At 61.1% G+C, this 23,585-nt stretch carries 25 protein-coding genes; 13 read left to right on the forward strand and 12 right to left on the reverse strand.

Annotated features, from left to right (window positions below; genetic code table 11):
- Positions 1 to 13: 13 nt before the first annotated feature.
- The gene (locus ACWBU6_RS13680) at positions 14 to 976 is read right to left on the reverse strand and encodes a succinylglutamate desuccinylase (RefSeq protein ID WP_452649320.1); all 963 of its coding nucleotides are present in this window, start codon (positions 974 to 976) and stop codon (positions 14 to 16) included.
- A gap of 79 nt (positions 977 to 1,055) precedes the next feature.
- On the reverse strand, positions 1,056 to 2,336 hold the full coding sequence (locus ACWBU6_RS13685; RefSeq protein WP_452649321.1) for an RNA-guided endonuclease InsQ/TnpB family protein: 1,281 nt from the start codon (positions 2,334 to 2,336) through the stop codon (positions 1,056 to 1,058).
- 119 nt (positions 2,337 to 2,455) lie between these two features.
- Here ACWBU6_RS13685 and ACWBU6_RS13690 point away from each other — a divergent pair, with 119 nt between their 5' ends.
- On the forward strand, positions 2,456 to 3,610 hold the full coding sequence (locus tag ACWBU6_RS13690) for an acyltransferase family protein (RefSeq protein ID WP_452649322.1): 1,155 nt from the start codon (positions 2,456 to 2,458) through the stop codon (positions 3,608 to 3,610).
- On the forward strand, positions 3,573 to 4,271 hold the full coding sequence (locus ACWBU6_RS13695; RefSeq protein WP_452649323.1) for a hypothetical protein: 699 nt from the start codon (positions 3,573 to 3,575) through the stop codon (positions 4,269 to 4,271). The genes ACWBU6_RS13690 and ACWBU6_RS13695 overlap by 38 nt, the downstream gene beginning before the upstream one ends.
- Here the strand turns inward: ACWBU6_RS13695 and ACWBU6_RS13700 are convergent.
- The 3 genes from ACWBU6_RS13700 to ACWBU6_RS13710 are packed head-to-tail and all read right to left on the reverse strand — an operon-like array spanning position 4,268 to position 6,246.
- Positions 4,268 to 4,735, reverse strand: a complete 468-nt coding sequence (locus ACWBU6_RS13700) for a hypothetical protein (protein WP_452649324.1) — start codon at positions 4,733 to 4,735, stop codon at positions 4,268 to 4,270. The two genes, ACWBU6_RS13695 and ACWBU6_RS13700, sit on opposite strands and share 4 nt — an antisense overlap.
- 23 nt (positions 4,736 to 4,758) lie before the next feature.
- Positions 4,759 to 5,628 (reverse strand): pirin family protein, encoded by an 870-nt coding sequence (locus tag ACWBU6_RS13705; protein ID WP_452649325.1) that lies wholly within the window; start codon positions 5,626 to 5,628, stop codon positions 4,759 to 4,761.
- Between the two features lie 18 nt (positions 5,629 to 5,646).
- Positions 5,647 to 6,246, reverse strand: a complete 600-nt coding sequence (locus ACWBU6_RS13710; protein ID WP_452649326.1) for an FMN-dependent NADH-azoreductase — start codon at positions 6,244 to 6,246, stop codon at positions 5,647 to 5,649.
- Between the two features lie 123 nt (positions 6,247 to 6,369).
- Between ACWBU6_RS13710 and ACWBU6_RS13715 the strand changes: the two genes are divergently transcribed.
- A complete protein-coding gene (locus tag ACWBU6_RS13715) occupies positions 6,370 to 7,299 on the forward strand; it encodes a LysR family transcriptional regulator (RefSeq protein ID WP_452649327.1) in 930 nt (309 codons plus the stop codon).
- 425 nt (positions 7,300 to 7,724) lie between these two features.
- Here ACWBU6_RS13715 and asd read toward each other — a convergent pair whose 3' ends face one another.
- Complete coding sequence (gene asd, locus ACWBU6_RS13720) at positions 7,725 to 8,576, reverse strand: archaetidylserine decarboxylase (RefSeq protein ID WP_452649328.1); 852 nt, start codon at positions 8,574 to 8,576, stop codon at positions 7,725 to 7,727.
- A gap of 92 nt (positions 8,577 to 8,668) precedes the next feature.
- Here asd and ACWBU6_RS13725 point away from each other — a divergent pair, with 92 nt between their 5' ends.
- The 4 genes from ACWBU6_RS13725 to ACWBU6_RS13740 all read left to right on the forward strand — a co-directional run bounded on the left by ACWBU6_RS13725 (position 8,669) and on the right by ACWBU6_RS13740 (position 12,812).
- Entirely contained in the window at positions 8,669 to 10,807 is a 2,139-nt protein-coding gene (locus ACWBU6_RS13725) for a TonB-dependent receptor plug domain-containing protein (protein ID WP_452649329.1), read from the forward strand.
- A gap of 191 nt (positions 10,808 to 10,998) precedes the next feature.
- A complete protein-coding gene (locus tag ACWBU6_RS13730; RefSeq protein ID WP_452649330.1) occupies positions 10,999 to 11,292 on the forward strand; it encodes an H-NS histone family protein in 294 nt (97 codons plus the stop codon).
- Between the two features lie 150 nt (positions 11,293 to 11,442).
- Complete coding sequence (locus ACWBU6_RS13735) at positions 11,443 to 12,057, forward strand: LON peptidase substrate-binding domain-containing protein (protein WP_452649331.1); 615 nt, start codon at positions 11,443 to 11,445, stop codon at positions 12,055 to 12,057.
- 50 nt (positions 12,058 to 12,107) lie between these two features.
- On the forward strand, positions 12,108 to 12,812 hold the full coding sequence (locus ACWBU6_RS13740; protein WP_452649332.1) for an FMN-binding negative transcriptional regulator: 705 nt from the start codon (positions 12,108 to 12,110) through the stop codon (positions 12,810 to 12,812).
- Here ACWBU6_RS13740 and ACWBU6_RS13745 read toward each other — a convergent pair.
- Entirely contained in the window at positions 12,799 to 13,752 is a 954-nt protein-coding gene (locus tag ACWBU6_RS13745) for a DMT family transporter (RefSeq protein ID WP_452649333.1), read from the reverse strand. The two genes, ACWBU6_RS13740 and ACWBU6_RS13745, sit on opposite strands and share 14 nt — an antisense overlap.
- Before the next feature lie 60 nt (positions 13,753 to 13,812).
- Here ACWBU6_RS13745 and ACWBU6_RS13750 point away from each other — a divergent pair, with 60 nt between their 5' ends.
- Positions 13,813 to 15,144 carry an erythromycin esterase family protein gene (locus ACWBU6_RS13750; protein ID WP_452649334.1) on the forward strand — a complete coding sequence of 444 codons (1,332 nt, stop codon included), beginning with the start codon at positions 13,813 to 13,815 and terminating at the stop codon, positions 15,142 to 15,144.
- Here ACWBU6_RS13750 and ACWBU6_RS13755 read toward each other — a convergent pair.
- From ACWBU6_RS13755 to ACWBU6_RS13765, 3 genes are all read right to left on the reverse strand, one after another.
- On the reverse strand, positions 15,091 to 15,393 hold the full coding sequence (locus ACWBU6_RS13755; protein WP_452649335.1) for a DUF1294 domain-containing protein: 303 nt from the start codon (positions 15,391 to 15,393) through the stop codon (positions 15,091 to 15,093). The two genes, ACWBU6_RS13750 and ACWBU6_RS13755, sit on opposite strands and share 54 nt — an antisense overlap.
- Positions 15,393 to 16,412, reverse strand: a complete 1,020-nt coding sequence (gene trpS, locus ACWBU6_RS13760; RefSeq protein WP_452649336.1) for a tryptophan--tRNA ligase — start codon at positions 16,410 to 16,412, stop codon at positions 15,393 to 15,395. The genes ACWBU6_RS13755 and trpS overlap by 1 nt, the downstream gene beginning before the upstream one ends.
- A 283-nt stretch (positions 16,413 to 16,695) precedes the next feature.
- The gene (locus tag ACWBU6_RS13765; protein ID WP_452649337.1) at positions 16,696 to 17,109 is read right to left on the reverse strand and encodes a YXWGXW repeat-containing protein; all 414 of its coding nucleotides are present in this window, start codon (positions 17,107 to 17,109) and stop codon (positions 16,696 to 16,698) included.
- A gap of 133 nt (positions 17,110 to 17,242) precedes the next feature.
- Between ACWBU6_RS13765 and ACWBU6_RS13770 the strand changes: the two genes are divergently transcribed.
- The 5 genes from ACWBU6_RS13770 to ACWBU6_RS13790 all read left to right on the forward strand — a co-directional run bounded on the left by ACWBU6_RS13770 (position 17,243) and on the right by ACWBU6_RS13790 (position 21,868).
- Positions 17,243 to 19,132 carry a CocE/NonD family hydrolase gene (locus tag ACWBU6_RS13770; protein ID WP_452649338.1) on the forward strand — a complete coding sequence of 630 codons (1,890 nt, stop codon included), beginning with the start codon at positions 17,243 to 17,245 and terminating at the stop codon, positions 19,130 to 19,132.
- A 29-nt stretch (positions 19,133 to 19,161) separates the two neighbouring features.
- Complete coding sequence (locus ACWBU6_RS13775; protein ID WP_452649339.1) at positions 19,162 to 19,587, forward strand: GNAT family N-acetyltransferase; 426 nt, start codon at positions 19,162 to 19,164, stop codon at positions 19,585 to 19,587.
- Positions 19,588 to 19,603: 16 nt separating this feature from the next.
- Positions 19,604 to 20,041, forward strand: a complete 438-nt coding sequence (locus ACWBU6_RS13780) for a DUF6869 domain-containing protein (protein WP_452649340.1) — start codon at positions 19,604 to 19,606, stop codon at positions 20,039 to 20,041.
- Between the two features lie 276 nt (positions 20,042 to 20,317).
- The gene (locus ACWBU6_RS13785) at positions 20,318 to 21,313 is read left to right on the forward strand and encodes an MBL fold metallo-hydrolase (RefSeq protein WP_452649341.1); all 996 of its coding nucleotides are present in this window, start codon (positions 20,318 to 20,320) and stop codon (positions 21,311 to 21,313) included.
- Positions 21,314 to 21,322: 9 nt separating this feature from the next.
- A complete protein-coding gene (locus tag ACWBU6_RS13790) occupies positions 21,323 to 21,868 on the forward strand; it encodes a hypothetical protein (RefSeq protein ID WP_452649342.1) in 546 nt (181 codons plus the stop codon).
- Between the two features lie 18 nt (positions 21,869 to 21,886).
- Here ACWBU6_RS13790 and ACWBU6_RS13795 read toward each other — a convergent pair whose 3' ends face one another.
- Complete coding sequence (locus tag ACWBU6_RS13795; RefSeq protein ID WP_452649343.1) at positions 21,887 to 22,759, reverse strand: EamA family transporter; 873 nt, start codon at positions 22,757 to 22,759, stop codon at positions 21,887 to 21,889.
- Entirely contained in the window at positions 22,759 to 23,583 is an 825-nt protein-coding gene (locus ACWBU6_RS13800) for a substrate-binding periplasmic protein (RefSeq protein WP_452649344.1), read from the reverse strand. Before ACWBU6_RS13800 ends, ACWBU6_RS13795 begins: the two co-directional genes overlap by 1 nt.
- Between the last annotated feature and the right edge of the window lie 2 nt (positions 23,584 to 23,585).

A 23,585-nucleotide genomic window follows, 5' to 3' on the forward strand; every position in this document is an offset into this window, starting at 1 on the left:
GAACCAATGGCTATCAGGTGAAAGAGTCACTCACTTTGGCAAGGTAGAACCATTCGGCGTTCGGCTTGGCATTGACGTCCGGGAACAACATATAGGCATCGAATGGCGCCAGCACCGCGCTGCCATCGGCACGGCGGCCGATTTCATCGCCGGTCTTGAGGCGGTCGAAACTGGACCAGGTGCGGCTGAACGCATCTGCCGGGTCCAGCTTGTCGTGCACTTCGACCATCGACAGGTATTCCATGTCTTGCAGTGCGATCGGCTGCGGCTTCGGTGCGTCGATCAGGCCGAAATGGGCCAGGACGTTCATGATGGCTCGGTAGGCCACATCCGGTGCGTGCGGATCGAAGTGCTGGCCGCATTCCAGCGTCAGGGCCATGCCGCCGGTGCTGCGCATGTATTCGGTGGTGCCGACGCCGTACTTCAGGACCGTCTGCACTTCGCTGTCGTTGCGCAGGCGGCGCTGCACGCCGGCGCCATAGGTTGCCATCCAGCCGTCAACGAAGCGCTTGACGCCGAGGATGCGTGCCATGGCGCGTTCTTCCGCTTCATGCTGGAACGGTTGCAGTGTGCCGTCGTTGTTGCGCGGGCCGACCATGACGAAAGGCTGGCTCTGGGCATTGAAGGAGTGCAGGTCCAGCAGGATTTCGTGCTGGCCGAGCAGGGGACACAGCCAGTTGGCAATGTGGTCTTCAAAGTCTTGCGGACTCTCGGCAGGGAACAGGTTGCGGTTCAGGTTGCGGTCGCCGGAGCGTTCGCCTTTCTGGTACGCCAGCGGATTGGTGACCGGCACGAAGGTCACGCTGCCGTTCAGGATATGCAGTTCGCCCTTGTCCAGTTGCTCCATCACGCGCAGGATGCCTTTGGTGCCGCAGGTTTCGTTGCCGTGCACGGCGCCGGTGACGATCAGGCGGCGGCCCTTGCCCTGTCCTGTGTAGTTGACAGATTTGAAATGCATTTTACTGGCGTCGGTCATGCTGTTCCCTTGTGGCGAATAAGTGGCCGATATTCTAGCGCAGTTGACATCCATCCGGTCCTCGGCAAATGGCCGCCACTTACATGGGTAGGAACGGAAATCCTGCAGCGTTACCATCAGCTTTTACCTGATTGGTGACGCGTCGGTGGGTTCCTGCTGCTGGCAACCTCGCTGCATTGCTCACTTCACAGGCGAACCGGGCGTAGTCCCGCCCTTCGTTGCTAAGAACTTCTTCCCCTCGGCGAAGTACGTTAATCGCGGCTACGACATCAGCATTGTTCGAGTAGCCACATGATTGACACGCAAATACCGCTTGCTCATGTCGATTCAATGCGGACACGTGTTCGCAACATGGACAGGTTTGGCTTGTAAAGTGAGGTGGCACGGCTACTAAAAGACCGCCTCGCCACGCGAGCTTGTATGCCAACTGACGACGGAATTCGTACCAGCCTTGATCGAGTATTGCCTTATTCAAACCAGACTTGGCTCGCACCTGCTTGCCCGGCGATGCAACTTTGCCGCGCGCCGAATGCGACATAGAACGCACTCGCAAATTCTCGACAAAGACAACTGCGTGTTTTTTGCAGATATCTGTCGTAGCTTTGTGAAGAAAGTCACGGCGAGAATTTGCGATCCGCGCGTGAATGCGTTGAACCTGGGAGCGTGCTTTTTTCCAATTTCTGCCGTATTGAACCTTGCGACTTAGCGATTGCATTGCTCTGCGCAACGTGACTTCGTGGCGCCGGAAGCTGTTTAGCGGCGAGAGAAAAGCCCCGTCGGACAGAGTCGCAAAACGAATGATGCCCATGTCGACCCCAACCCTACCGCCCTGTAATGGCGGCAACGCGACTTCTCGAACAGTTTGAATTGAAATGAACCAACGCCCTGCCTGCCGGCTCACGGTCACATTGCGCAAGTTGCCTAACACATTGCGGCTAACTCGATAACGCAACCAGCCAAGTTTAGGCAAATAAATACGGCCACTGCTCTGCTCAAGCTTGATCTGTTCCGGCTGAGGGTAGCGAAAACTATCGTGCTTGCCCTTGCGCTTGAATTGGGGCGCGGCGGCCCGCTTAGCAAAGAAATTGTCGTATGCCCGTTCCAGATCCTTGAGCGCCTGTTGTTGAGGTTGCGCAGGCGCCTCCCGCAGCCATGGTATCTCAGTACTTGCGCGCCACTTCGTCAATAACTTGCATAGTTCCTCGTAGCTTAGTTTGGATTCGCCATTCTTCCGGCGCTCTTGCTGATGGTTTAGAGCTTTGTTGAAGACATAGCGGCACGCACCGGCAAAGCATTGCATCAAGCTTCGTTGGCGAGCAGTCACTTGAACTTCGAACTTAAATGCTTGAAGACGCTTCATACTGTAAATATATACAGTGTTTGGGGTGGACGGCGCGCGACAGGATGTCTTCGGCAGTCGGGCTTGCGATAGGGTTTCGGTGCGAGCGGGGCTTTCTGTGTCTTAGGTACAATGCGGGCATGAATCGATCTTCCCGCGTCCATGGCCTGGATACTTTGCGCGCGCTGGCCATCATGCTGGTGTTTGCCAACCACTACATGTCTTTTGTCAGTCGCGAGCCGACCTTCGGCTGGTTCAGCGAAATCGGCTGGACCGGCGTGGATTTGTTCTTTGCGCTTTCCGGTTACCTGATCGGTAACCAGGTGTTTTCCGCCTTGCGCGGGCCTGGCTTGTCGCTGCCGAACTTTTATGCGCGCCGCCTGCTGCGCACCTTGCCGGCCTACCTGGTGGTGCTGGCGCTGTATGCGTATTGGCCGTATTGGGCCGGCAATGCACCGCATGCGCCCTGGTGGAAGTACCTGACCTTTACACTGAATTTCGAGCTCAAGCCGGGGACCTTGTTCTCGCACGCCTGGTCCTTGTGCGTGGAGGAGCAGTTCTATCTCCTGTTACCGCCGGTCGCGCTCGCCATCGCGGCGCTCACGCGGGCGCGCGCTTCCCGCGGCGTCGCGCTGGCGCTGGGCTGGGCGGCGCTGGCGTCGGCCATCGGGGCAGGCATGTGGCTGCGCGATGGATGGTGGCAGCCGGCCATGGACCTGGGCGAGCGGGGCAGCCGCAGTTATTACACCCTGATCTACTACTCCACGTTCTCGCGCTTCGACGAGCTGCTGGCCGGTGTTGCCCTTGCCATGCTGCGCAACTTCCACCCCAGCCTGTGGCAACGCCTGGCCAGGCACGGCAACTGGATGCTGGCTGCCGGCGCGGCGCTGACGGCGCTGGCCTTCTGGCTGTTCCTCGAATACCACTTCAGCTGGGGGATGTCGGTCTTTGGCTATCCCTTGCTGGGACTTGCCTTCGCCACCCTGTTGCTGGCCGCCCTTAGCGAAGGTTCGCTGCTGAACCGCACCCGTATTCCCGGCATGGCTTCCATTGCCCTCTGGTCCTATTCGATCTACCTGACGCACAAACAGCTTTGCATCCTGCTGGCCGAGCACTGGGAGCCGGTCGACCTGGACGCGATCGCCATCATGATCGCGGCCAGCATTTTTGCCGGATGGCTGCTATATTTTGCGGTCGAAGCGCCGTTCATGAAGCTGCGCGAGCGCTTCATCCCGAACAACTTCAAACGGAGATCGCATGAAGCATCTGTTGGCAGCGTCCCTGTTACTCCTTAGCGCAAATACGTTCGCACAGCCCGTCGCAGGGCCTTTCGCACGCATGGTCGTGATCGAGCCGAAACCGGGCCAGGTTGCAGCTTTCGAGCAGGGTTACCAGCGCCACCTCGAGTGGCACAAGGGCGCGAACGACCGTTGGACCTGGCATGGCTGGTCGTTCGTGCTGGGTGAGCGGCTTGGCATGTTCATGGATGGCACGTTTGGTCACGCGGCGGCGAATTTCGATGCCGCCGTGCAGCCGGCGGGCGACGCGGCCGACAATGCCGTCAATGTCGTACCGCATGCCGATTTCCTGAGCCACGGAGTGTTCCGCCGGCTCGACACGGCCAGTGTCGGCCTGCCGCTGCCGGATACATCGCCTTTCCTGGCGATGGCCACCTACAGCATAGCCCCCGGCGAGGAAACGGCGTTCGAACGCCAGCTGGTGGCCGGTGCATCGGCACCTGCGCACGCGGGCCGTGCGGCCCAGCGATTCACCTGGTACCGCTTGCAGATCGGCGGCGCCGGCGGCCAGTATGTGCTCATGCGCGCCGTGCCGAGCTTCAGCGCTGCGGCCGAATTGCAGGATGTCCTCCCGGCCGGGGCAAGGGCGCTGGTGCGCGGTGTCCGCACGGAGCTGCTGCGCTATCGCGCCGATATGAGCTACGTCCCCAAGACCTAGCTGCGCATTTCGATGACGTTGTCGTTCTGGGCGTCCGTCAGGAAGGCAAACAGCGTGCGCACGCGGGCCGGCGCCTCGTAGCCTTCGGTCGCTTCGATGGCGCGGCGCAGGCCGGGCGCCGCTTCGACGGTATGCGGACTGCCGTACGCGCGGATCAGCAAGGCCGCCAGTTGCGCAGCTTCGCGCTCATGGTTCTGGCGCAAGCGGCGCTCGATCAAGTCGATCAGCACACGCTGCATGCGCGGGGTGGGATTTTCAATGTGGGCAAACACCAGCGGCGTATTGGCGATCGCTTCGCACATGCGGCGCTCGATGTCGTCCGCCTTGGTGTCGGAGGGGATATCGAAATACGCGCCTGTCCAGCGGGTACGTGCGTACTGGTGGCCAGGCGGGAAGGAGTCGGCGGTGTCGAAGCCGAGCGCATGGCTCAGCTTCTTCAACCAATCAAGGATGACGGTGCTCATGGCGGCAATTGTACCGCCACTGCTTATGCAGCGTGCGCTTCCTCGCCGAGGCGGCCGGCGCGGAAGTCCTCGACGGCCTGGAAAATCTCGGCCTGCGAGTTCATCACGAAGGGGCCGTACTGCACGATCGGCTCATTCAGCGGCCTGCCAGACAACAGGATGAAGCGGCTGTCAGGACCTGCCTTGATGGTCACGCCATCGGCGCCTGCATTATTGGCCAGGATCGCCATGCTTTGCGCCGGCACCGCCTTGCCGTCCACCGTCACCTCACCGCGATAGGTGTAGATGAAGGCATTGTGGCCTTCGCCGATCGCCTGGCTGAAACCTTCGCCGGCAGGCAGCTCCACGTCGAGGTACAGCGGTTCCGTCACTTCGCGCTGCACTGCGCCTGCCACGCCCTGGCTTTCGCCGGCGATGACACGCACCGTTGCGCCGTTTTCGGTCTCTACGACCGGGATCTCGCCCGCCTGGAAGTCCTTGTACCAGGGCTGCCGCATCTTGTCCCTGGCAGGCAGGTTGAGCCACAGCTGGAAGCCTTCCATCAAGCCTTCCGCCTGCTCCGGCATCTCGGAGTGGATCACGCCACGCCCGGCCGTCATCCACTGCACGCCGCCACTGGCCAGCAAGCCTTCATTGCCGGCGCTGTCGCGGTGCCGCATGCGGCCGGTCAGCATATAGGTGACCGTTTCAAAGCCGCGGTGTGGGTGGTCGGGGAAGCCTGCGATGTAATCGTTGGCTTGCTCCGAACCGAAATTGTCCAGCATCAGGAACGGGTCGAGGCGACGCTGCAGGGGCTGGGTCAACACGCGGTTGATTTTCACGCCAGCGCCATCCATCACGGCCTGGCCGCGGATAATCCGTTCCACTGTGCGGGTTTGAGCGATGTTGTCCATTTCTGTTTTCCTTTTTAGTTAAGCCAGCATTTCTTCAACTCGTGCATCGGCTGCAGCTTTCTGCTGCGCGGCCACTTCCGGACCATAGCCCTGGCCTTCGATGAATACATACTCCACATCGGTCAGGCCAATGAATGCCAGGAACATCTTCAGGTGCGGGAACTGGGTATCGGTGGCCGCATCCTTGTGCATGCCGCCGCGCGAGGTGGCGACATAGACCTTTTTCCCTTGCAGCAGGCCGAGTGGGCCGTTCTCGGTGTACTTGAAGGTGACACCGGCGCGGGCAATCGCATCGAACCAGGACTTCAGCTGCACGGTGATGCCGAAGTTGTACATGGGGGCGCCAAGCACGATCACGTCTGCGGCCTGCACCTGGGCGATCAGGGCGTCATCCAGGGCGACGCGGGCAGCTTGTTCCGGCGTGCGCTTGTCGGCAGGGGTGAACAGGGCCTGCAGGGTGGATTCGTCCAGCACCGGGTGCGGGTTGGCAGCCAGGTCGCGAACTTCAACGGTGGCGCCCGGGTTGGCAGCCAGCAGCTTGTTCACGATATTGCTCGCCACGCGGGTCGATTCGGAACCGGAGCTTTTGGCGCTGGAGTTGATTTGCAGGATGTTCATGGTGTGCTTCCTTTCGGTATTCGGTTAGTTGCTGCGATGGAGTAACTATAGCGGTTCCATATTTGATCCAGAAGGCATTAAAATGGATAACATTGTTCCATTGGTGGAACGAGGAGCTTGCAAATGACCGAGATTGACCCCAGTGACCTGCTGCTGTTTGCGCGTATCGTGGAATTTGGCAGCCTGAGCCAGGTTTCAGAGCGGCTGCAGCTGCCGAAATCGACAGTTTCCCGCCGCCTGACCCAGCTTGAGGCGCGCCTTGGCGAACGCCTGCTGACCCGCACCACCCGCAAGCTGGTGTTGACCGAGTTTGGCGCCAGCCTGCTGGAGCATGCGCGCCGGGTGGCGGAGGAGACCGAGGCGGCCGGGGCGCTGGCCCAGCACCGCCAGCAGGCGCCCAGCGGCTTGCTGCGGGTATCGATGCCGGCCGATTTCGCCAACATCTACCTGGCGACCATCCTGCCGGCATTCATGGCGAGCTACCCGGGCATTAAACTGGAGCTGGACTTGTCGCCGCGCCGGGTCGACCTGGTGGCGGAGAACTACGATATCGCGATCCGCATGGGGGCGTTGCCGGACGATGCCACGCTGGCGGCGCGCAAGGTGCTGGTTTCGACCTGGGGCCTGTATGCGGCACCGTCCTACACTGTGGTGCACGGTTTGCCCGAGCATCCGGACGATTTGTTCAAGCACGAGCTGCTCAGCCTGCGCCCCATGCCGAATGGGCTGGTGCGCTGGACACTCGCGCGCGGCAAGTCGACCTGGGAGCGAGACTTGCCGGTGCGGCTAATGGCGAATTCCCCTGAACTATTGACGCGCATGGCTGCCACCGGCATGGGCATCGCCACCTGCACCACGCAGTTCGCGGCGCCGCTGGTCGCGCGCGGGGAACTGGTGCGCGTGCTGCCGGATTGGTGCTTCCCCCAGGTCACCGGCTGGGCGGTTTTCCCGGGCCGCCGGCTGATGCCGGCCAAGACGCGGGCCTTCCTCGATATGCTGGAATCGAATTTTGCGAATCAGAAGCCAGTCATTGCTTCCGCAACCGCTTCCTGAGTGGCAAATTTGCCTGCCAGGTAATGGGCAATGATTCAACAGCGCAGTTGAGTTCTCGCGAGGAAGTGACCGCCGGACGGTGCAGCCAGGTGCGGCTCCGGACGAGGCTGCATGGCTCGACGGCTAGCGGCTGCCTGGGGGATGTTCGGGAGCTTGTTGCGTAAAGGGGGCTTGCGGAACAACGATGGCAGTTGGTGCCGGTGCCGCGGTTGCCTGGTTAGCGCGCGGCATGGCATTGTTCATTCGTCGATCTTCGCTTCCAGTGCCAGACGGGTTTCGCCAACGGTATTGTCAAGCTTGTTGTCGAGACCGTTGAAGCGGGCATCGAAGTATTCTTTATCGCTTGTCGTCATAACGCCTGCCTTTGGACAGTGTAGACCATCGGGAGGCGCTTGGAGTTTGAGGCGCGTTAAGCGCCGTGAGCCTTACTTCAGGTTGGCCATGACCTCACCGAGACGAACCGGGCCGGCCGGCTGCCATTGGCTGTTGAAGTGCAGGGTGTCTTTCGGGAACAGCATGACGACGGTGGAGCCGAGCAGGAAGCGGCCCATTTCCTCGCCTTTCGTGAATACGTACTCGTTCTTCTTGTAAGTCCATTCGGTGACCTTCGGCAGGCGCGGCGGGTTGACGACGCCATGCCAGGTGGTTGCCATGCTGCCGACAATGGTGGCGCCGACCAGCACCATCACGAACGGGCCGAAAGCGGTGTCGAACTCGCACACCACGCGCTCGTTGCGCGCGAACAGGCCCGGCACGCCGCGCGCAGTGGTCGGGTTGACGGAAAACAGCTCGCCCGGCACGTAGATCATGCGCTTCAGCGAGGCATTGCACGGCATGTGGATGCGGTGGTAGTCGCGTGGGCTCAGGTACAGGTTGGCAAAGCTGCCGTGTTCAAAGCGCTTGGCCAGTGCGGCATCGCCGCCGACCAGGGCGGTGGTGCTGAACTTGTGGCCCTTGGCCTGGAATATCTGGTCGCCTTCAATCGCTCCGAACTGGGAGATGCGGCCGTCGACAGGGCAGACGAAATCGGCCTTGGCCAGCGGCCGGGCGCCCGGCTTCAGCGCGCGGGTAAAGAATTCGTTGAAGCTATGGTAGCTGGCGATGTCCGAATTGGCCGCTTCGTCCATATTGACGTCGTACTTGGTCACGAACCAGCGGATCAGGCGCGTTGTCATCTCGCCCGCTTTGGCGCCTGCCACGCGGCCGGCAAAGTTGGTCAAGGCACTTTTCGGGAGCAGGTATTGCGGCAATACGGCAAGTCGGGACACGGTCGGCATTCCAAAGATTGATGATCCCGAATTATATCCTTGCTACCGTTTGCACCATAGGGTAGAGTTGCGGCGAGGAATTATTTATATTTTATGTAAGAATGATTCGTTCAACACTCGCAGCAAGCGCCATCCTCGCCGCCGCCCAGGCCATGGCCGCGGAGCCGCAGCAGGAAACCGTCCAGAAAGTCGAAATCAAAGGCGCGGCCGAAGCCTACAATCCCCGCAAGGACGATACCGCCAGCAAGATCATCGTCAGCAGCGATGAACTGAAGCGCTACGGCGACACGTCGATCGGCGATGCGCTGAAGCGCGTGCCGGGCGTGTCGGTTGGCGCCGGCGGCCGCGATATCCGCATGCGCGGCCTGGGCAGCGGTTATACGCAAATGCTGCTGAATGGCGAGCGCGTGCCGCCGGGCTTCAATATCGAGACGCTGGCGCCGGACAGCATCGAGCGCATCGAGGTGATCCGCGCCGCCAGCGCGGAGTTCAGTACCCAGTCGATCGCGGGGACCATCAATATCGTGTTGAAAAAGGCGGTCAAGACGGCGCAGCGGGAGCTGAAGTTCGGGGTCAGCCGCAGCAAGGAAGCCACCAACCCGAACGGGAACCTGGTCCTGTCGGACAAGGACGGCAATTTCTCCTATTCGGTCAATATGGGCGGCGGCCGTTACGAATTCGACCGCAACAACTTCACCGACGAGGAGCTGATCGGCCTGGCCGGCAAGCCGCTGCTGGACCGCCGCATGCTGACACATGACCGGGGCCATGCGCGCGGCCTGGAACTGTCGCCGCGCCTGAACTGGAACCTGCAGAATGGCGATACGCTGACCTCGCAGTCTTTCATCCACCGTAATATCTTCAAGAGCGCGATTGATCGCCGCTACGGTGTTGACGTCGGGGCCGCACCGTTTTTCGACGCCGTGCATATACATAACGAGAACAAGAGCCTGTTTGCCCGCACGGACCTGAACTGGGTGCACAAATTCGGCGAAGGCGCGAAGCTCGATGCCAAGGTTGGCGGCCACCGCATGCGCTCCAACGGCAAGTGGTACGAGTCCGATGCGCACGACGGCGCACCGATCCTGCAGCATGACGTTTTCAGCGGCGTGCGTGAATGGGGTTTCAGCAGCTCCGGCAAATATTCGATGCCAATGGGCGCCGACCACTCACTGGCGGCAGGCTGGGAAGCGGGCTACACCGACCGCGACGACTGGCGCAACCAGCGCGACCTGTTCCACGCCAGCGGCGCTCGCGACGACCGCGACGAGGGTTACCAGGCTACGCTGCGTCGCGCCGCCGCCTTTATGCAGGACGAATGGAACATCAATAAGGATTGGTCTGTCTATGCGGGCTTGCGCTGGGAGGGCGTGCATACGCAAAGCGCCGGCGCCGGCTTCGACCCGGTCAGCAATCGCAGCAGCGTGTGGAGTCCGCTGGCGCAAACGCTCTATAAGCTCCCTGGTGGCAAAGACCAGTTGCGTGCCGCGCTCACCCGCACTTACAAGGCGCCCCAGGCTTCCATTCTTTCCGGCCGCCGCTTCACCTCGACCAACAACAGCCAGCTCGACCCCGACTGGATCGGCAACCCGAAGCTGAAGCCGGAACTGGCGACGGGTATTGACGCCTCATATGAGCATTATTGGGGTGAGGGCGCGTTGTTCAGCGTGGCCGCTGCCGCCCGCCGCATCACCAATTTCACGCGCCGCAGCGTGTTCCTTGACGGGACGGGCCGGTGGGTTTCCACGATGACGAATAACGGCCGGGCCGATGTGCGCAGCGTCGACGTGGAACTGAAATTCCCGATGAAGGCGGTGATGGATAAGGCGCCGGCGCTCGACGTGCGTGCCAGCGTCAGCCGCAACTGGTCGCGCGTCGATTCGGTTCCCGGCCCGCACAATACGCTGGACCAGCAAGTGCCGCTGACGGCTATTTTCGGCCTCGATTACAAAACGCCGGACGGCAGCTGGAGCATGGGTGGCAGCTATAACCTGCGCACCAGCGGCGAAGTGCGCATGGATGTGAATCGATATAGCTGGGCAACAGTATCGCGCCAGCTGGATGCATACCTGGTATGGAAACTGGATAGCCAGACCCAGCTGCGTTTCTCCGCCTGGAATTTGCTCAAGCAGGATTCCCGGGCGAAGACTATCTACATTACGGATAATGGCGCGCTGGCTTCGGAGTCGACCAGTTTTGGCGTGCGGAATATACGCCTGCAGCTGGAGACGCGCTTCTGAAAGTAAATAGTCCTGATATACCGGGATTTAATAGAAATGAAATAAACAGCGCCGCCCATCAAATGTGTGGCGCTTTTTTTTTAATATGGTTAAATTATGTGGATAAAATCATCGTAACTATGGTACATTGCGGGCAGGAAATCTCACACATTGTCACACTTTGATTTTTCATACACTTAGGGTAAAGAAAGATGACCACCTACCAAGAATACCAAGCAAAAATTGCCGAATTGCAAAACCTGGCGGCGGATGCGCGTAAAGCCGAAGTGCAAAAGGCGAAAGAACAGATCTGGTCCATCATGCGCGAATATGAGCTGTCGCCAGCTGATCTCGGTCCTGCGGCCAAGAGCAATAAGCCGGTCAAGCCGCGCGCCCGCGTTCCAATGAAATACCAGGACCCGGTATCGGGTTCCCAATGGACCGGCCGCGGCCGAGCACCGAAATGGCTCGAAGGCAAGAAGAAGGAAGACTTCCTGATTAAATAAGCCGGTCGCGGCAAGAGGGGCGGATTAATATCCGCCCCTTTTCTTTTTATACGCCGGGAATAAGCGGGCCGGGCTTATGCGGCCGCCGTTGCGGCTTGGGCAGCTGGCACGAAAGGCGGCGTTGGCGATCGAAACGTGCGATGATGAAGTATGTCCGCAATCCCCTTATTCCCCTTGCATACGGTGCTGTATCCGGATGGCTACCTGCCGTTGCAGATCTTCGAGGTGCGCTACCTCGATATGGTGAAGCGTTGCATTGAACATCATGAAGAGTTTGGCGTCGTCGCGCTGGTGCAGGGCGATGAAGTGCGCAAACCCGACCAGCACGAAACCCTGTGCGCGGTGGGCACGATGGCGCATATAGATGAATGGAAGGCGGTGATCCCGGGCCTGATGCAGTTACGCTGCAGCGGGCACCATCGATTCCGCATTGTCTCCGCCGAGCAGCTGAAACACGGTTTGTGGATGGCCGACGTGGCGCTGATCGATGACGATATGACGGTACCGGTTCCTTCCGACCAGCAGGACGTCGCGGACAGCCTCGGTCTCCTGATCCAGACCTTGCAAGAGCGCGGCATTCCTGCCGGGCAGATGCCGATGCAGGCGCCATACCGCCTGCAGGAAGCCGGCTGGGTGGCGAACCGCTGGTGCGAGTTGCTGCGCCTGTCGCTGGCGCAGAAGCAGCTCTTGCTGGCGCAGGAGAATCCTGTGCTGCGGCTGGAACTGGTGCAGGATGTCATGGTTGAACATGGCCTGCTGAATTAGGACATCGCTGGCTCTATGCGCGTTCCGGCGCGCCGCGCTACACTGGGCGCATGTATCTTCCTACTGCTTTCGCTGAAGACCGGCTTGAGGTCAAACATGGCCTGATCCGGGCCTACCCGCTCGGAATGCTGCTGATTACCGGCGCCGCACCGACTGCGGACCTGGTGCCGTTCGCGCTTTATCCCGACGAGGGGGAAGCCGGGCTGGGCATGCTGCGGGCGCATATGGCGCGGGCCAACCCGGCCTGGCGTTCCCTGGCTGCCGGCAGCGAGTGCCTGGTAGTGTTCCAGGGGCCGGAGGCTTATATCAGTCCCTCATGGTACGCATCGAAAGCAACCTCCCACAAGGTGGTGCCGACCTGGAATTATGCGATGGTCCAGGTGCGCGGTGCTGCGCGCGTCGTCGAGGATGCAGCCTGGCTGCGACGGCAGCTCTGCGACCTGACTGCAATGCAGGAGAGCGGTTTGCCGGAGCCATGGGCGGTCTCGGATGCGCCGGTTGATTTCGTGGATGGGCTGCTGAAGGCGATTGTCGGGATCGAGATTCCGATCGCGTCGATCGTCGGCAAGTGGAAGGTGAGCCAGAATCGCGGCGCCGCGGATGCGGAGGGTGTCGTGGCGGGCCTGAGCGCCCGCGCGGCAACCGCAGGAAACCGCGGGGCGCAAGGCGGCCCCGATCGGGCGGCGGACGAGGGCGCGGCGGCGATGGCGGCACTGGTGGCCGAGCGCATCGGGTCCGGCGTCAAGCCGGGCTGAGCTCCTCCTCCTGGGCGTGCACGTGCATCGACCATGTGACGCCGGCGATCAGCAGCACGATGGCGGCAATTTCCAGCGGGCGCGGGAATTGCTGCTTGTAGATAAAGCCGTACATCAGCGCGAACAAGGTTTCGAACAGGATCAACTGGCCGGACAAGGTCACCGGCACGCGGCGGCTGGCGACGTTCCATAAATGGTTGCCGATCACCGAGGCGCCCAGGGCCAGCAGGCTGTTACAGATCCAGAACAGTGTCCAGTCGCGGCCCGACGCAGCGCCGGCGGCCCCGGTCACATCGCCGTGGAAGATGACGAAGGCGATGCCGCCTACCACCAGGGAAATCACGCCGGTCGAAAGGCCATACAGCGCCGACCATTCTGCGCTGCTGTAATGTGGCTTGCGCTTCAGGTAGCGCGCATTATCCAGCGTGTACCAGCTCCAGCAAAGTAAGGCGCCAGTTGCGCACACCACGCCGATGACGGTATTGAGCATGGACGCACCATCGGCGGCGGCATGCTGGAACACGTCGATATTGATGCAGGTGATGCCGGCAGCCGTCACCAGCAGCGGCATGGCCAGCTGGCGCAGCGGTACCGCGCCGTGGTCATTGCGTCCCATCAGGGTGACGGCAATCGGCAGCACGCCAATGATCAGGGAGGTCGGCGCCACGCCGGCCAGTTTTACGCCCAGCGCGAGGAGCATGTAGTACACCAGGTTGCCCGCCAGGGCGTGCCGTACCAGTGCCAAATAGTCATCGCGCTCCAGGCGGCCTACCAGGTTGCGCAGGCGCGGCAACATCAGGACAAAGGCAAGCGCGCCATAGGCGACGTAACGGCCGACCGCCATCTCCAGCGGCGTAAAGGCCGACAGCAACTCCGGCACGATAAACACCATGCCCCACATCGCGCCCGCCAGCAGGCCGCACATTACACCAGTCCACATGCAATATTTCCCCGATTAAACCTGCGACAGTGTCGCACAGCTTGCGATATCTTGCAGGCCATGGACAAGACGTTGATCGCCGCGTTGCAGCGCGAGGCGCGGCCATTGGAAACGGCGGAGGACCTGGACTTCCTGCTCGACAGCATCGGCGATGCATCGCTGGTGTTGTTGGGCGAAGCCACCCATGGCAGCCAGGAGTTCTACCGCTTGCGCGCCGACATCAGCAAGCGGCTGATTGTCGACAAGGGTTTCGACGCGATCGCAGTCGAAGCCGACTGGCCGGATGCCCTGCGCGTCAGCCGCTATGTGCAGCACGGCGGCGATGATATGAGTGCCGACCAGGCACTGTCGGGATTCAAGCGCTTCCCGCAATGGATGTGGCGCAACCACGAGATCGTGGGCCTGGTGAACTGGCTGCGCGTCCACAACCACCACGTCGCCAGCCCGGCGCGCCGCTGCGGCTTCTACGGCCTTGACTTGTACAGCCTGCAGCAATCGATGCACGCGGTGATCGCTTACCTCGATCAGGTTGACCCCGAAGCGGCGTCCCGTGCGCGCCAGCGCTACGGCTGCATCGACCACTTTGCGGAAGACCCGCAGCGCTACGGTTACGCCACCAGCTTCGGCATGAAGCCCGATTGTGAAGCCGAAGTGCTGCGCCAGCTGGTCGAATTGAACCGCGCCGCCAACGAACACCTGCGTACCGGCATGGTGCCCGATGAGTTGTTCTACGCCCAGCAGAATGCGCGCGTCACCCGCAATGCAGAGGTGTATTACCGCGCCATGTTCAAGGGTCGCGACGAATCATGGAATGTGCGCGATTCGCATATGGCGGAAACGCTGCAGGCGCTGCGCGAACACGTCGGCCAGGCCATCGGCCGGCCGGCGCGCATCGTCGTCTGGGCGCACAACTCCCACCTGGGCGACGCGCGCCATACCGAGATGGGCAAGCATGGCCAGTTGAACCTGGGCCAGCTGGTGCGCGAGCGTTACCGGCCGCAGGACAGCTTCCTGCTTGGCTTCACCACCCATGCCGGCAGCGTGACGGCAGCCAGCGACTGGGATGGACCTGCCGAGCTGAAATCCATCGTACCGTCACGGCCCGACAGCGTGGAGCGTGTGCTGCACCAGGTGGGCATGCCGGCCTTCCTGCTGCCGCTGCGTGGCCGCAACAGCGCCTTGGCGCGGGCTGGAGGGCGATTGCTGGAAAGGGCGATCGGGGTAATCTACCGGCCCGATACCGAGCGTATGAGCCATTACTTCTTCGCCGATGCGGAACAGCAATTCGACGCACTGATCCATGTTGACCGTACCACGGCCCTGCGGCCGCTTGAGCGTTCAGCCCTGTGGCAACACGAGGAACCTGCCGAGACTTATCCATCCGGCCTGTAGCGCAACGAGGACGGCCAAGTTCATAATCACGGTGAGCCAGAATTTGACGAGGAACGAGGTTTTGGATGATTTATGGCGCAAAAGCTGCTGCGCCGCGAAGCCGCCGGGCCAGCCGCCGGCCAGTCCAAGGAGAAGGAGCGTGCGCTCGGGCGTACGGCGGCGTCCCTCGCGGGCTGCCGTCTTGTCGAGCGCATAGGCGATGAAGCACACCGCGCTGGCGAATGCATACAGCGCGGCGGCGAACAGCATCAGAAGTAGTTCAGGCCCAGGGCGGCCTTGACTTCATCGGTGGTGCGGGCGGCAACTTCGCGCGCGCGCATCGTGCCTTCTTTCAGGACTTGCATGATGTAGCCCTTGTCCTTGGCCAGTTCTTCGCGGCGGGCGCGGATGGGGGCCAGCATGTCCTGCAACACGGCTTCCAGGCGCTTCTTGACGACGGAGTCGCCCAGGCCGCCGCGCACGTAGTGGTCCTTCATCTCCTGCAGGCTGGCCTTGTCGTTGTCGAAGGCATCCAGGTAGATGAAGGCGACATTGCCTTCCAGGTGACCCGGATCGGATACTTTCAGGTGCAGCGGGTCGGTATAGACCATTTTGACGGCAGCGGTGATCTCGGCCGCGCTGGCGCCCAGGTTGATCACATTGCCCAGCGACTTGGACATTTTTGCCTTGCCGTCGATGCCTGGCAGGCGGCCCACTTCCGGCACCACGGCCTTGCACTCGACCAAGATCTCCTTATTGGCCAGGCGGTTGAACTTGCGCACGATCTCGTTGGTCTGCTCGATCATTGGGATCTGGTCTTCGCCGACCGGCACGATGGTGGCCTTGAAGGCCGAAATATCGGCAGCTTGCGATGCAGGGTAGGTCAGGAAGCCGGCCGGAATGTCGCGCTCAAAGCCGCGCAGGACGATCTCCTGTTTCACGGTCGGGTTGCGCTCCAGGCGGGCTACGGTGACCATGTTCAGGTAATAGAAGGTCAGTTCGGCCAGTTCCGGGATCTGCGACTGGATCAGGATGGTCGACTTGGCCGGGTCGATGCCGCACGCCATATAGTCCAGTGCCACTTCGACCACATTACGGTGCACCTTGTTGGTGTCTTCCATATTGTCGGTCAGGGCCTGAGAGTCGGCCAACATGATGAACTGGTTGTAGTCGTCCTGGTAGGAGACGCGGTTGCGCAGGCTGCCCACGAAGTGACCGAGATGCAGCGGGCCGGTCGGGCGGTCGCCGGTCAGGATAATCGGTTTGGCGTTGGATGCTGGCTGGCTCATAGGGTTCTTTCTGCTTGCCCCTACCGATTGCGCCAAGAAAAACGCCACCTGGACAGAGGCGGCGTTGATATTAAAATCACATCACTTTTCAGTGGCCGCGCGATATCAGCGACGCCACCAATTGCGGGAGAACAGATGTGCTTGAATGAATTTCATGGCGCAATGGTTACAGTTCAGCGCGGCCCTGTCAAGATGTCCACCTCGGGGTCAGGAACGAATGTGGACATTTCTGGGGCAAATGTCCACTTTGGTTCCTGACCCCGAAGTGGACATTTGATGCCGCTCAGTAGCGGTTGGGGTTGTTCGGGCGTTCGTCCATCCGGTTCGGCACGCCGTCGTTGTCGCGGTCGCGGTCGTAGCGGTTGGGGATGCCGTCGCGGTCACGGTCGCCGCGTTCCCAGCGGCCGCGTTCCATGCGCCAGCGGCCGTTGTCCATCTGGGCCCAGGCCGGTTCGCGCCAGTAATAGCCGTCGCGGGCGCGCACGTATTTGCCGTTGACCCAGACGTGACGGTGGCCGTTCCAGCGCCAGTAGCCTGGCGTCCAGATATAGCCGGCACGGGCCGGCGGAATGACCTCATCGCGTGGTGGCGGTGGCGCAACACGGACAACGATTACATCGGCGCTGGCGACCGGCGCAATCACCAGTCCGCCGCCCAGTGAACCTGCCAGAAGGGTGGCAATGAGCAATTTTTTCATGATTGGCTCCTTCCATTTCATCGTAGGACCCATTTTTGACGGGCTTGCCCCGACCGTATGTGCGCGCACTAGCTTTCATCCTGGCATTGATTTTCTAGTAATATTGCGCAAGTTATAAAGTCGCGGAGTTCCCATGCCTAGCTGCCTCACCCTGATGACCTTGCTGCTGGCCGCCCCGGCCGGCGCGCAAACCTCGCCGATGGCGCCGGATATCGTGCCAGGTTTCGAGGCGCCGCAGGAGAGGGCGGATTACGTCAAACGGGTGGTGATGATCCCGATGCGCGATGGTGTCCGGTTGCATACCGTGATCGTGGTCCCCAAGGGTGCCAGCAAGGCGCCGATCATCCTGACCCGCACGCCATACAATGCTGCTGGCCGTGCGCGCCGCAATGTGAGTCCTTATATGCAGTCCGCGCTGCCGCAGGGCGACGAAGTATTCGGCCGCGATTTCATTCGCGTGTTCCAGGACGTGCGCGGCAAATACGGTTCGGAAGGCGAGTACGTGATGACCAGGCCGGTCCGGGGCGCGCTGAATTCCAGCCCGACCGACAACGGCACCGACGCCTGGGACACCATCGACTGGCTGGTGAAGAACGTGCCGGAAACGAACGGCAAGGTCGGCATGATCGGTTCCTCGTACGAGGGCTTTACCGTGCTGATGGCGCTGACCGAACCGCATCCGGCGCTCAAAGCAGCGGTACCAATGAGCGCGATGGTGGACGGATGGCGCGGCGACGACTGGTTCCACAACGGCGCCTTCCGAGTCAATACATTGGACTATATCGCGAGCCAGAATACTGTGAAAGGCCGCGGCGAGCCGCTGGCGACCGGCGCCTACGACGACTACGAGGTGGTATTGCGCGGCGGCTCGGTGGCCAGCCTGGCGCGCAAGTATGGCCTTGACCAGCTTAACTTCACGCGCAAGCTGTTCGAGCATCCCGCCTACGACAGCTTCTGGCAGGAGCAGGCGCTGGACCGTATCCTGGCCAGGCGTCCTTTGTCTGTGCCGACCATGCATGTAGTAGGGCAGTGGGACCAGGAAGATATTTACGGCACCTACGCGGCATACGCGGCGCTGGAAAAACAGGACAAGGACAATCAGCTGAATTTCCTGGCGGTCGGACCGTGGCGCCATAGTGGCGTGAATTATGATGGCTCTGCACTGGGCGCACTGCAGTTCACCGGCGACACGGCGCTGGTGTTCCGGCGCGATATCATGCTGCCCTTCCTGAAGCAGCATCTGGTCGATGGCGCGCCGGCCGCGGATACGCCACCAGTGCTGTCCTACCAGACCGGCAGCAACAAGTGGCAGCGGCTGGCGCAATGGCCGGTGTCTTGCGCAACGGGCTGTGCGTCGGCGGCGAAGGCGGTGTACCTTCAGGATGGTTTCAGATTGTCGTGGTCCGAGCCGGGCAATGCCAAGAGCTTCGATGAGTATGTGGCCGATCCCGCCAAGCCGGTGCCGTTCGTGCCGAGGCCGGTACGCATGGGCGATGAGAATGTGTGGAAGCCCTGGCTGGTACACGACCAGCGCTTTGTCAGCGATCGCACTGACGTGTTGAGCTATGTGTCCGAACCGCTGAAAGAACCGCTGGTGCTCTCGGGTGCGCCGCAGGTACAGCTGGTAGCTTCGACGTCGGGCAGCGATGCGGACTGGGTGGTGAAGGTGATCGATGTTTATCCGGACGAAGTGCCCTCACAGCCGAAACTGGGCGGATACCAGTTGCCGCTGTCGATGGACATCCTGCGCGGGCGTTACCGCGAGAGCTTCGAGAAGCCCTCTGCCATCCCTTCGAACAGGCCAGTCCAGTTCAATTTTGCGCTGCCGCCGGTGAACCACGTCCTGCTGCCGGGGCATCGCCTGATGATCCAGGTGCAGTCAAGCTGGTTCCCGCTGTATGACCGCAATCCGCAGACCTTCGTGCCGAACATCTTCTTTGCGGAACCCGGTGATTACAAAAGGGCGACGCAGCGCGTGTTCCATGGCAGTTCGGTTGTGCTGCCGGTGGTAGGGAAACAATGAACTTCGCATACATCCGCTAGGAGGCTTTCATGGCAATTCGCTGGACTGAATCGATCGAAACGCTCGATTGGGAAGAAATGTCCGAGCTCTATCGCATCGCACCTCTTGGAATCAAGAGTGGCGAGTGGTTGAAGACCGGTTACTCAAATAGCATGTTCAAGTGCATTGCGTTCGACGGTGATCGAATTGTCGCCGCAGGGCGCGCGGTTGCCGACGGCGTCGATTGCTCTTATCTGTGCGACATTGTGGTTCACCCTGCCCATCAAGGCTCGGGACTTGGGAAGGAACTCATTCAAAGGCTTGTCGACCTGTCCAGGGGCCACCGGAAAATTATCCTGTATGCCGTTCCGGGCAGGGAGCCGTTCTACGAGAAATTCGGATTTCGCCGCATGAACACTGCCATGGCGATCTTTGCAGACCCGCAGAAAGCGGTCGCGGACGGTTATACGCAGTGATCGGGGATTGAACTGAATGGCAACGAATACCTATGAGCGCTGGAAGGAGTTAGGCTACCCAGTCGATTACCTTATGGAGTGTTGGCTAGCCGCTCAGTCAGCCGATCTTCAGCTCAAAGCAGAAAATGAATGGGCTTTCATGGAACCTGTCGATGAAGTCCGCGACAATCCGGAAAGAGCTTGGGAGTACATCCTGTTCGCGGCAAAGGATCATCGCTTCTCGGATCACGACGTCGGCATTATGGCAGCTGGGGCGCTGGAGGATCTTCTTTCGTGCCATGGGCCGGCCTTCATCGACCGGGTGGAGCAAGAAGCCAAGAAGAACCGTAGATTCGCCTGGATGTTAGGCGGGGTCTGGAAGTCCGAAATGAGCGATGAGACTTGGGCCAGGGTTCAGGCAGTATGGGACAGGCGCGGTTGGGATGGGACGCCAACTGCTCCGACGGATGATTGACACCGACTTTGGCAGCCGCGGCTTTTATCATTGAACGAGCCGCGGTGCTTGATCCTGCGTGCGTCGCCATTTGGAGTGAACGGCTCGTGATTCAAAGGTATTGGGAACACGGCCTATCTGCGTTCGCAAACGCCCTGTCGATGGCACGTCAGCCGAATGCAGGGCGCACGCGAATGGCGAGCAGGCGGAATCGTCCAGATCAGTTTGATTTACTCTTCTTGACATCTCGCCACCTAATTGCTGCTAGAGTGCTGGTTATATGGACGACCCGGAGAAATGCAATTGAAGTATTCGCTGCTCCTACTTGCCGCGATCGCGCCGGTTGCGGCACTCGCGGCCGAACCGGCTACCGCCGGAATGCCTGCACCGCATCCGCAAGCGCCTTACACCTTCATCGAAGGGAAAGTACCGGAAAATGCGCAGCCGGATGGGAACTCAATAGTGTTCGAAGGTGCGAACGAGTTTCTTGTCATCGATACCGGACGTCATCCCGAGCATACCGATAAGATCATTGCCGTCGCAAAGGCGCGGAATAAGCCCATTACGGCGATCATTAACACGCATTGGCACCTTGATCATGCGACGGGCAATGCACGCATTCGCGCTGCGTACCCGGGAGCGAAGCTCTACACCAGCACGGCTATAGAGGGTGCGTTGAAAGGCTTTTTAAGCCGGAATGTCGACAAGGCGAAGGCCCGGCTGGACGATCCGACAGTGCCGGAATCGTCCAAGGTCGATACGCGCCTGTACCTGAATGCGATTAGCGATCCGGCGAACCTGATTCCCGATCTGCCGGTGAAAGGAACGATGTCGGTCAGGCTGGGCGGCCGCGAACTGTGGCTGCATCTGGCAAAGCATGCGGCGACCGAGGGCGACGTCTGGGTCCATGATGCCGCCAGCAAGACCGTATTCGTCGGCGACCTGGTGGTGGTGCCGCTGCCATTCTTTGACACGGGATGTGCGGAAGGCTGGCGCCAGGCGCTGGCCGAGATTGACCGGGTCGATTTCCAGACCCTGGTGCCGGGGCATGGTCTGCCAATGGACCATGCCACGTTCTCCAGCTACCGCAGCGCATTCGATGCATTCACGGCCTGCGCCGCAAGCACCCAGCCAACAGCGAGCTGCGTTGCGACCTGGATGCAGAAAGCGTCTGCCTTCGTTGCGATGCACCCGGATCGTAAGTACACAGAGACCGCACTGACCTATTATGTCGATCAGGTGCTGCGCGCGCCTGCCAGGCGCGCTGAACTCTGCGGCAAACCAAGCATCTGATAACTGGAAATGCGCGAATTCATTGAAACATCAAGGAAACGAGGCACGGATCCGGTTCGCGGCTACAGCGAAACCGAGCTGGCTCAGATTTCACGTCTGTATGACATCGAAATTTCGGGAGACTTCAGGCTATTTTTGTTGGAAGCCGGGCGGTCATCAGGGTGTGAACTCGGCGATGGCGCATTGGGATTTGAACTGGACTTCTTTCCTTATTGTTCATCCAATGTGCGGCTTCAGGTGCTTCGGCAACACCAGTTGCGGGAAGACTTTTTGAACCTTGCTTTCGCTGAGATGAAGGCTCAGGAGCAGTACGATATCAACAAGACGAAAATGAACGAGTTCATTGAGAGTAAGCCGTTCTTTCTCTCACGTGAGAATCAGACCCAGTACTTTTTTGTTCCCACTGCCAACGGCAGTGATGTGGTTCATCGGTTCGACGAGAATAGCGGGGAGGTGATCCGTGCTGAGTTCGGGCTCGAAGATTACCTGGAGCGGATTCTGGTGCCGGAAAAAACATCGGGCCGAATCTGGTGCGGTGAATTACTCGTGCCGTAACCAGCAGGACTATTAACGTCAGGCGAGGCGCATTAATACGGCGCCTGCGGCGATTGCTGCGATGGCGAGGGCGCGTTTGCCGCCTATGCGTTCGGAGAGGAAAAACCTGGCGATCAGCGCAGCGAACAGGATCGAAGTTTCGCGCAGGGCTGCGACGGCGGCCAGCGGGGCGACGGTCATTGCCCAGAGTGCGAGTCCATACGCACCGAGCGTACCGGCGCCGCCGAGGATGGCGACTTTCCAGAATTGCCGGGCATAGTCCTGCAACTCGCGCGGACAGCGGAGGAGGCACCAGGCCAGCAAACCGACGGCGCTAAGGACGTGCAGCCACATGACGTAAGCGGCTGGCGCGGCGGAAGCGCGGACGCCCAGGCCATCGATCAGGGTGTAGGCGGCGATCACCAGCGCGTTCAGCAAAGCGTAGACGGTTGCCCGGCGGCGGGGACTGGTATCGGCGAGCGACGAGGCGCTGTGCGGCGCGGCAGACTGTGCAGCGAACCACAGGCCGAAGATGCCGCCGCTGATGCAGGCGATGGCAGCATACTGGATGGCGCTGAGATGTTCGCCGAGCAGGGGCACGCTGGCGATGGCGACCAGAAGCGGAGCGCTGCCGCGCATGAGCGGGTAAGCGTGGCTCATATCGCCGTGCCGGTAAGCGGCGGCCAGCAAGCCGTAGTAGGCATAGTGGATTGCGGTGGACGCCAGGGCGTATGGCCAGCTTGCTGCGGCCGGCTGCGTGAGGAAGGGTAGCAGCGGTAGCGAAATCAGCCCCGCGCCGCTGGCCACGAGTACGCTGCTCAGGAATGGATCGCGGCCCTTCTTGACCAGCGCGTTCCAACCGGCGTGCAGCAGCGCGCCGCACAGGACAATGGCGACAACCGACGGGGCCATCAGCGCGGGCGCACGCTTTCTGCCAGGATTTCCGGACGGTGGTAGCGCTGGAAGCCTTCCAGCACTACGTTCGACTTGGCGGCGCGTTCCAGCAATTCGAGCAGGACGGCGCGGTCATCCGGGTTCAATGACGTACGCGAGACATAGACCCCGGTCTGCTGCCAGGGCAGTTCCGGGATCGGCTCCATGCGCAGCCGGTCCAGCATGCCGTTTACGCGCGCCTCGCGGTTGATGGCGCCGGCCAGGATGGTCGGGCCCATGATCGTGATGTCCACTGCGCCAACGTGCAGCAGGCGGGCGATTGCGCCTGGCTCGACTTCGGTGAACAGGCGCCCCTGGCGCGCAAGTTCGCGCACGATGGCCTGGTAAGCCTCGCCGTAGTCGTAGCCGCGTACGATGGCCACGCGCAGATCGCGGCGATCCAGCAGGTCCTGGGCATTGGCGATCTGCGGGCGCGGGCTTTGCAGCGAAATGAGCACGGCGCGGTGTCCCACCATCGGGACGAAAATGCCGTGCACGTCGCGCGCCGGCGTGCGTGTAGCTGGCAGCAGCAAGTCGGCTTTGCCGGTTTCGAACAGCAGTTCCTGCCGAGCGCGCGGGACCGAGGTGAAGCTGAAATGGCAACCTGCGCGCGGCCCGAGGCTGCGGAATATCTCCGGGTAGATTCCGCTGAATGTCCCGTTGCCGACGATGACGCTGACGCCGGTGGTCGACACGGGAACGACAATGTCGCGCGAACAGTCGGCATGCGACGGCAAGGCTGCCACTGCCAGCGGCAGGGCGGCGAGCAACTGGCGGAAGAAGCTGTGCACGCGTGCGGTCATGC

The sequence above is a fragment of the Pseudoduganella sp. HUAS MS19 genome (assembly GCF_053615455.1).

Bases quoted from the DNA above. Each gene is read 5' to 3' on its own strand.
- ACWBU6_RS13680 (WP_452649320.1), bottom strand. From the start codon at position 976: ATGACCGACGCCAGTAAAATGCATTTCAAATCTGTCAACTACACAGGA.
- ACWBU6_RS13685 (WP_452649321.1), bottom strand. From the start codon at position 2,336: ATGAAGCGTCTTCAAGCATTTAAGTTCGAAGTTCAAGTGACTGCTCGC.
- ACWBU6_RS13690 (WP_452649322.1), top strand. From the start codon at position 2,456: ATGAATCGATCTTCCCGCGTCCATGGCCTGGATACTTTGCGCGCGCTG.
- ACWBU6_RS13695 (WP_452649323.1), top strand. From the start codon at position 3,573: ATGAAGCATCTGTTGGCAGCGTCCCTGTTACTCCTTAGCGCAAATACG.
- ACWBU6_RS13700 (WP_452649324.1), bottom strand. From the start codon at position 4,735: ATGAGCACCGTCATCCTTGATTGGTTGAAGAAGCTGAGCCATGCGCTC.
- ACWBU6_RS13705 (WP_452649325.1), bottom strand. From the start codon at position 5,628: ATGGACAACATCGCTCAAACCCGCACAGTGGAACGGATTATCCGCGGC.
- ACWBU6_RS13710 (WP_452649326.1), bottom strand. From the start codon at position 6,246: ATGAACATCCTGCAAATCAACTCCAGCGCCAAAAGCTCCGGTTCCGAA.
- ACWBU6_RS13715 (WP_452649327.1), top strand. From the start codon at position 6,370: ATGACCGAGATTGACCCCAGTGACCTGCTGCTGTTTGCGCGTATCGTG.
- asd (WP_452649328.1), bottom strand. From the start codon at position 8,576: ATGCCGACCGTGTCCCGACTTGCCGTATTGCCGCAATACCTGCTCCCG.
- ACWBU6_RS13725 (WP_452649329.1), top strand. From the start codon at position 8,669: ATGATTCGTTCAACACTCGCAGCAAGCGCCATCCTCGCCGCCGCCCAG.
- ACWBU6_RS13730 (WP_452649330.1), top strand. From the start codon at position 10,999: ATGACCACCTACCAAGAATACCAAGCAAAAATTGCCGAATTGCAAAAC.
- ACWBU6_RS13735 (WP_452649331.1), top strand. From the start codon at position 11,443: ATGTCCGCAATCCCCTTATTCCCCTTGCATACGGTGCTGTATCCGGAT.
- ACWBU6_RS13740 (WP_452649332.1), top strand. From the start codon at position 12,108: ATGTATCTTCCTACTGCTTTCGCTGAAGACCGGCTTGAGGTCAAACAT.
- ACWBU6_RS13745 (WP_452649333.1), bottom strand. From the start codon at position 13,752: ATGTGGACTGGTGTAATGTGCGGCCTGCTGGCGGGCGCGATGTGGGGC.
- ACWBU6_RS13750 (WP_452649334.1), top strand. From the start codon at position 13,813: ATGGACAAGACGTTGATCGCCGCGTTGCAGCGCGAGGCGCGGCCATTG.
- ACWBU6_RS13755 (WP_452649335.1), bottom strand. From the start codon at position 15,393: ATGCTGTTCGCCGCCGCGCTGTATGCATTCGCCAGCGCGGTGTGCTTC.
- trpS (WP_452649336.1), bottom strand. From the start codon at position 16,412: ATGAGCCAGCCAGCATCCAACGCCAAACCGATTATCCTGACCGGCGAC.
- ACWBU6_RS13765 (WP_452649337.1), bottom strand. From the start codon at position 17,109: ATGAAAAAATTGCTCATTGCCACCCTTCTGGCAGGTTCACTGGGCGGC.
- ACWBU6_RS13770 (WP_452649338.1), top strand. From the start codon at position 17,243: ATGCCTAGCTGCCTCACCCTGATGACCTTGCTGCTGGCCGCCCCGGCC.
- ACWBU6_RS13775 (WP_452649339.1), top strand. From the start codon at position 19,162: ATGGCAATTCGCTGGACTGAATCGATCGAAACGCTCGATTGGGAAGAA.
- ACWBU6_RS13780 (WP_452649340.1), top strand. From the start codon at position 19,604: ATGGCAACGAATACCTATGAGCGCTGGAAGGAGTTAGGCTACCCAGTC.
- ACWBU6_RS13785 (WP_452649341.1), top strand. From the start codon at position 20,318: ATGCAATTGAAGTATTCGCTGCTCCTACTTGCCGCGATCGCGCCGGTT.
- ACWBU6_RS13790 (WP_452649342.1), top strand. From the start codon at position 21,323: ATGCGCGAATTCATTGAAACATCAAGGAAACGAGGCACGGATCCGGTT.
- ACWBU6_RS13795 (WP_452649343.1), bottom strand. From the start codon at position 22,759: ATGGCCCCGTCGGTTGTCGCCATTGTCCTGTGCGGCGCGCTGCTGCAC.
- ACWBU6_RS13800 (WP_452649344.1), bottom strand. From the start codon at position 23,583: ATGACCGCACGCGTGCACAGCTTCTTCCGCCAGTTGCTCGCCGCCCTG.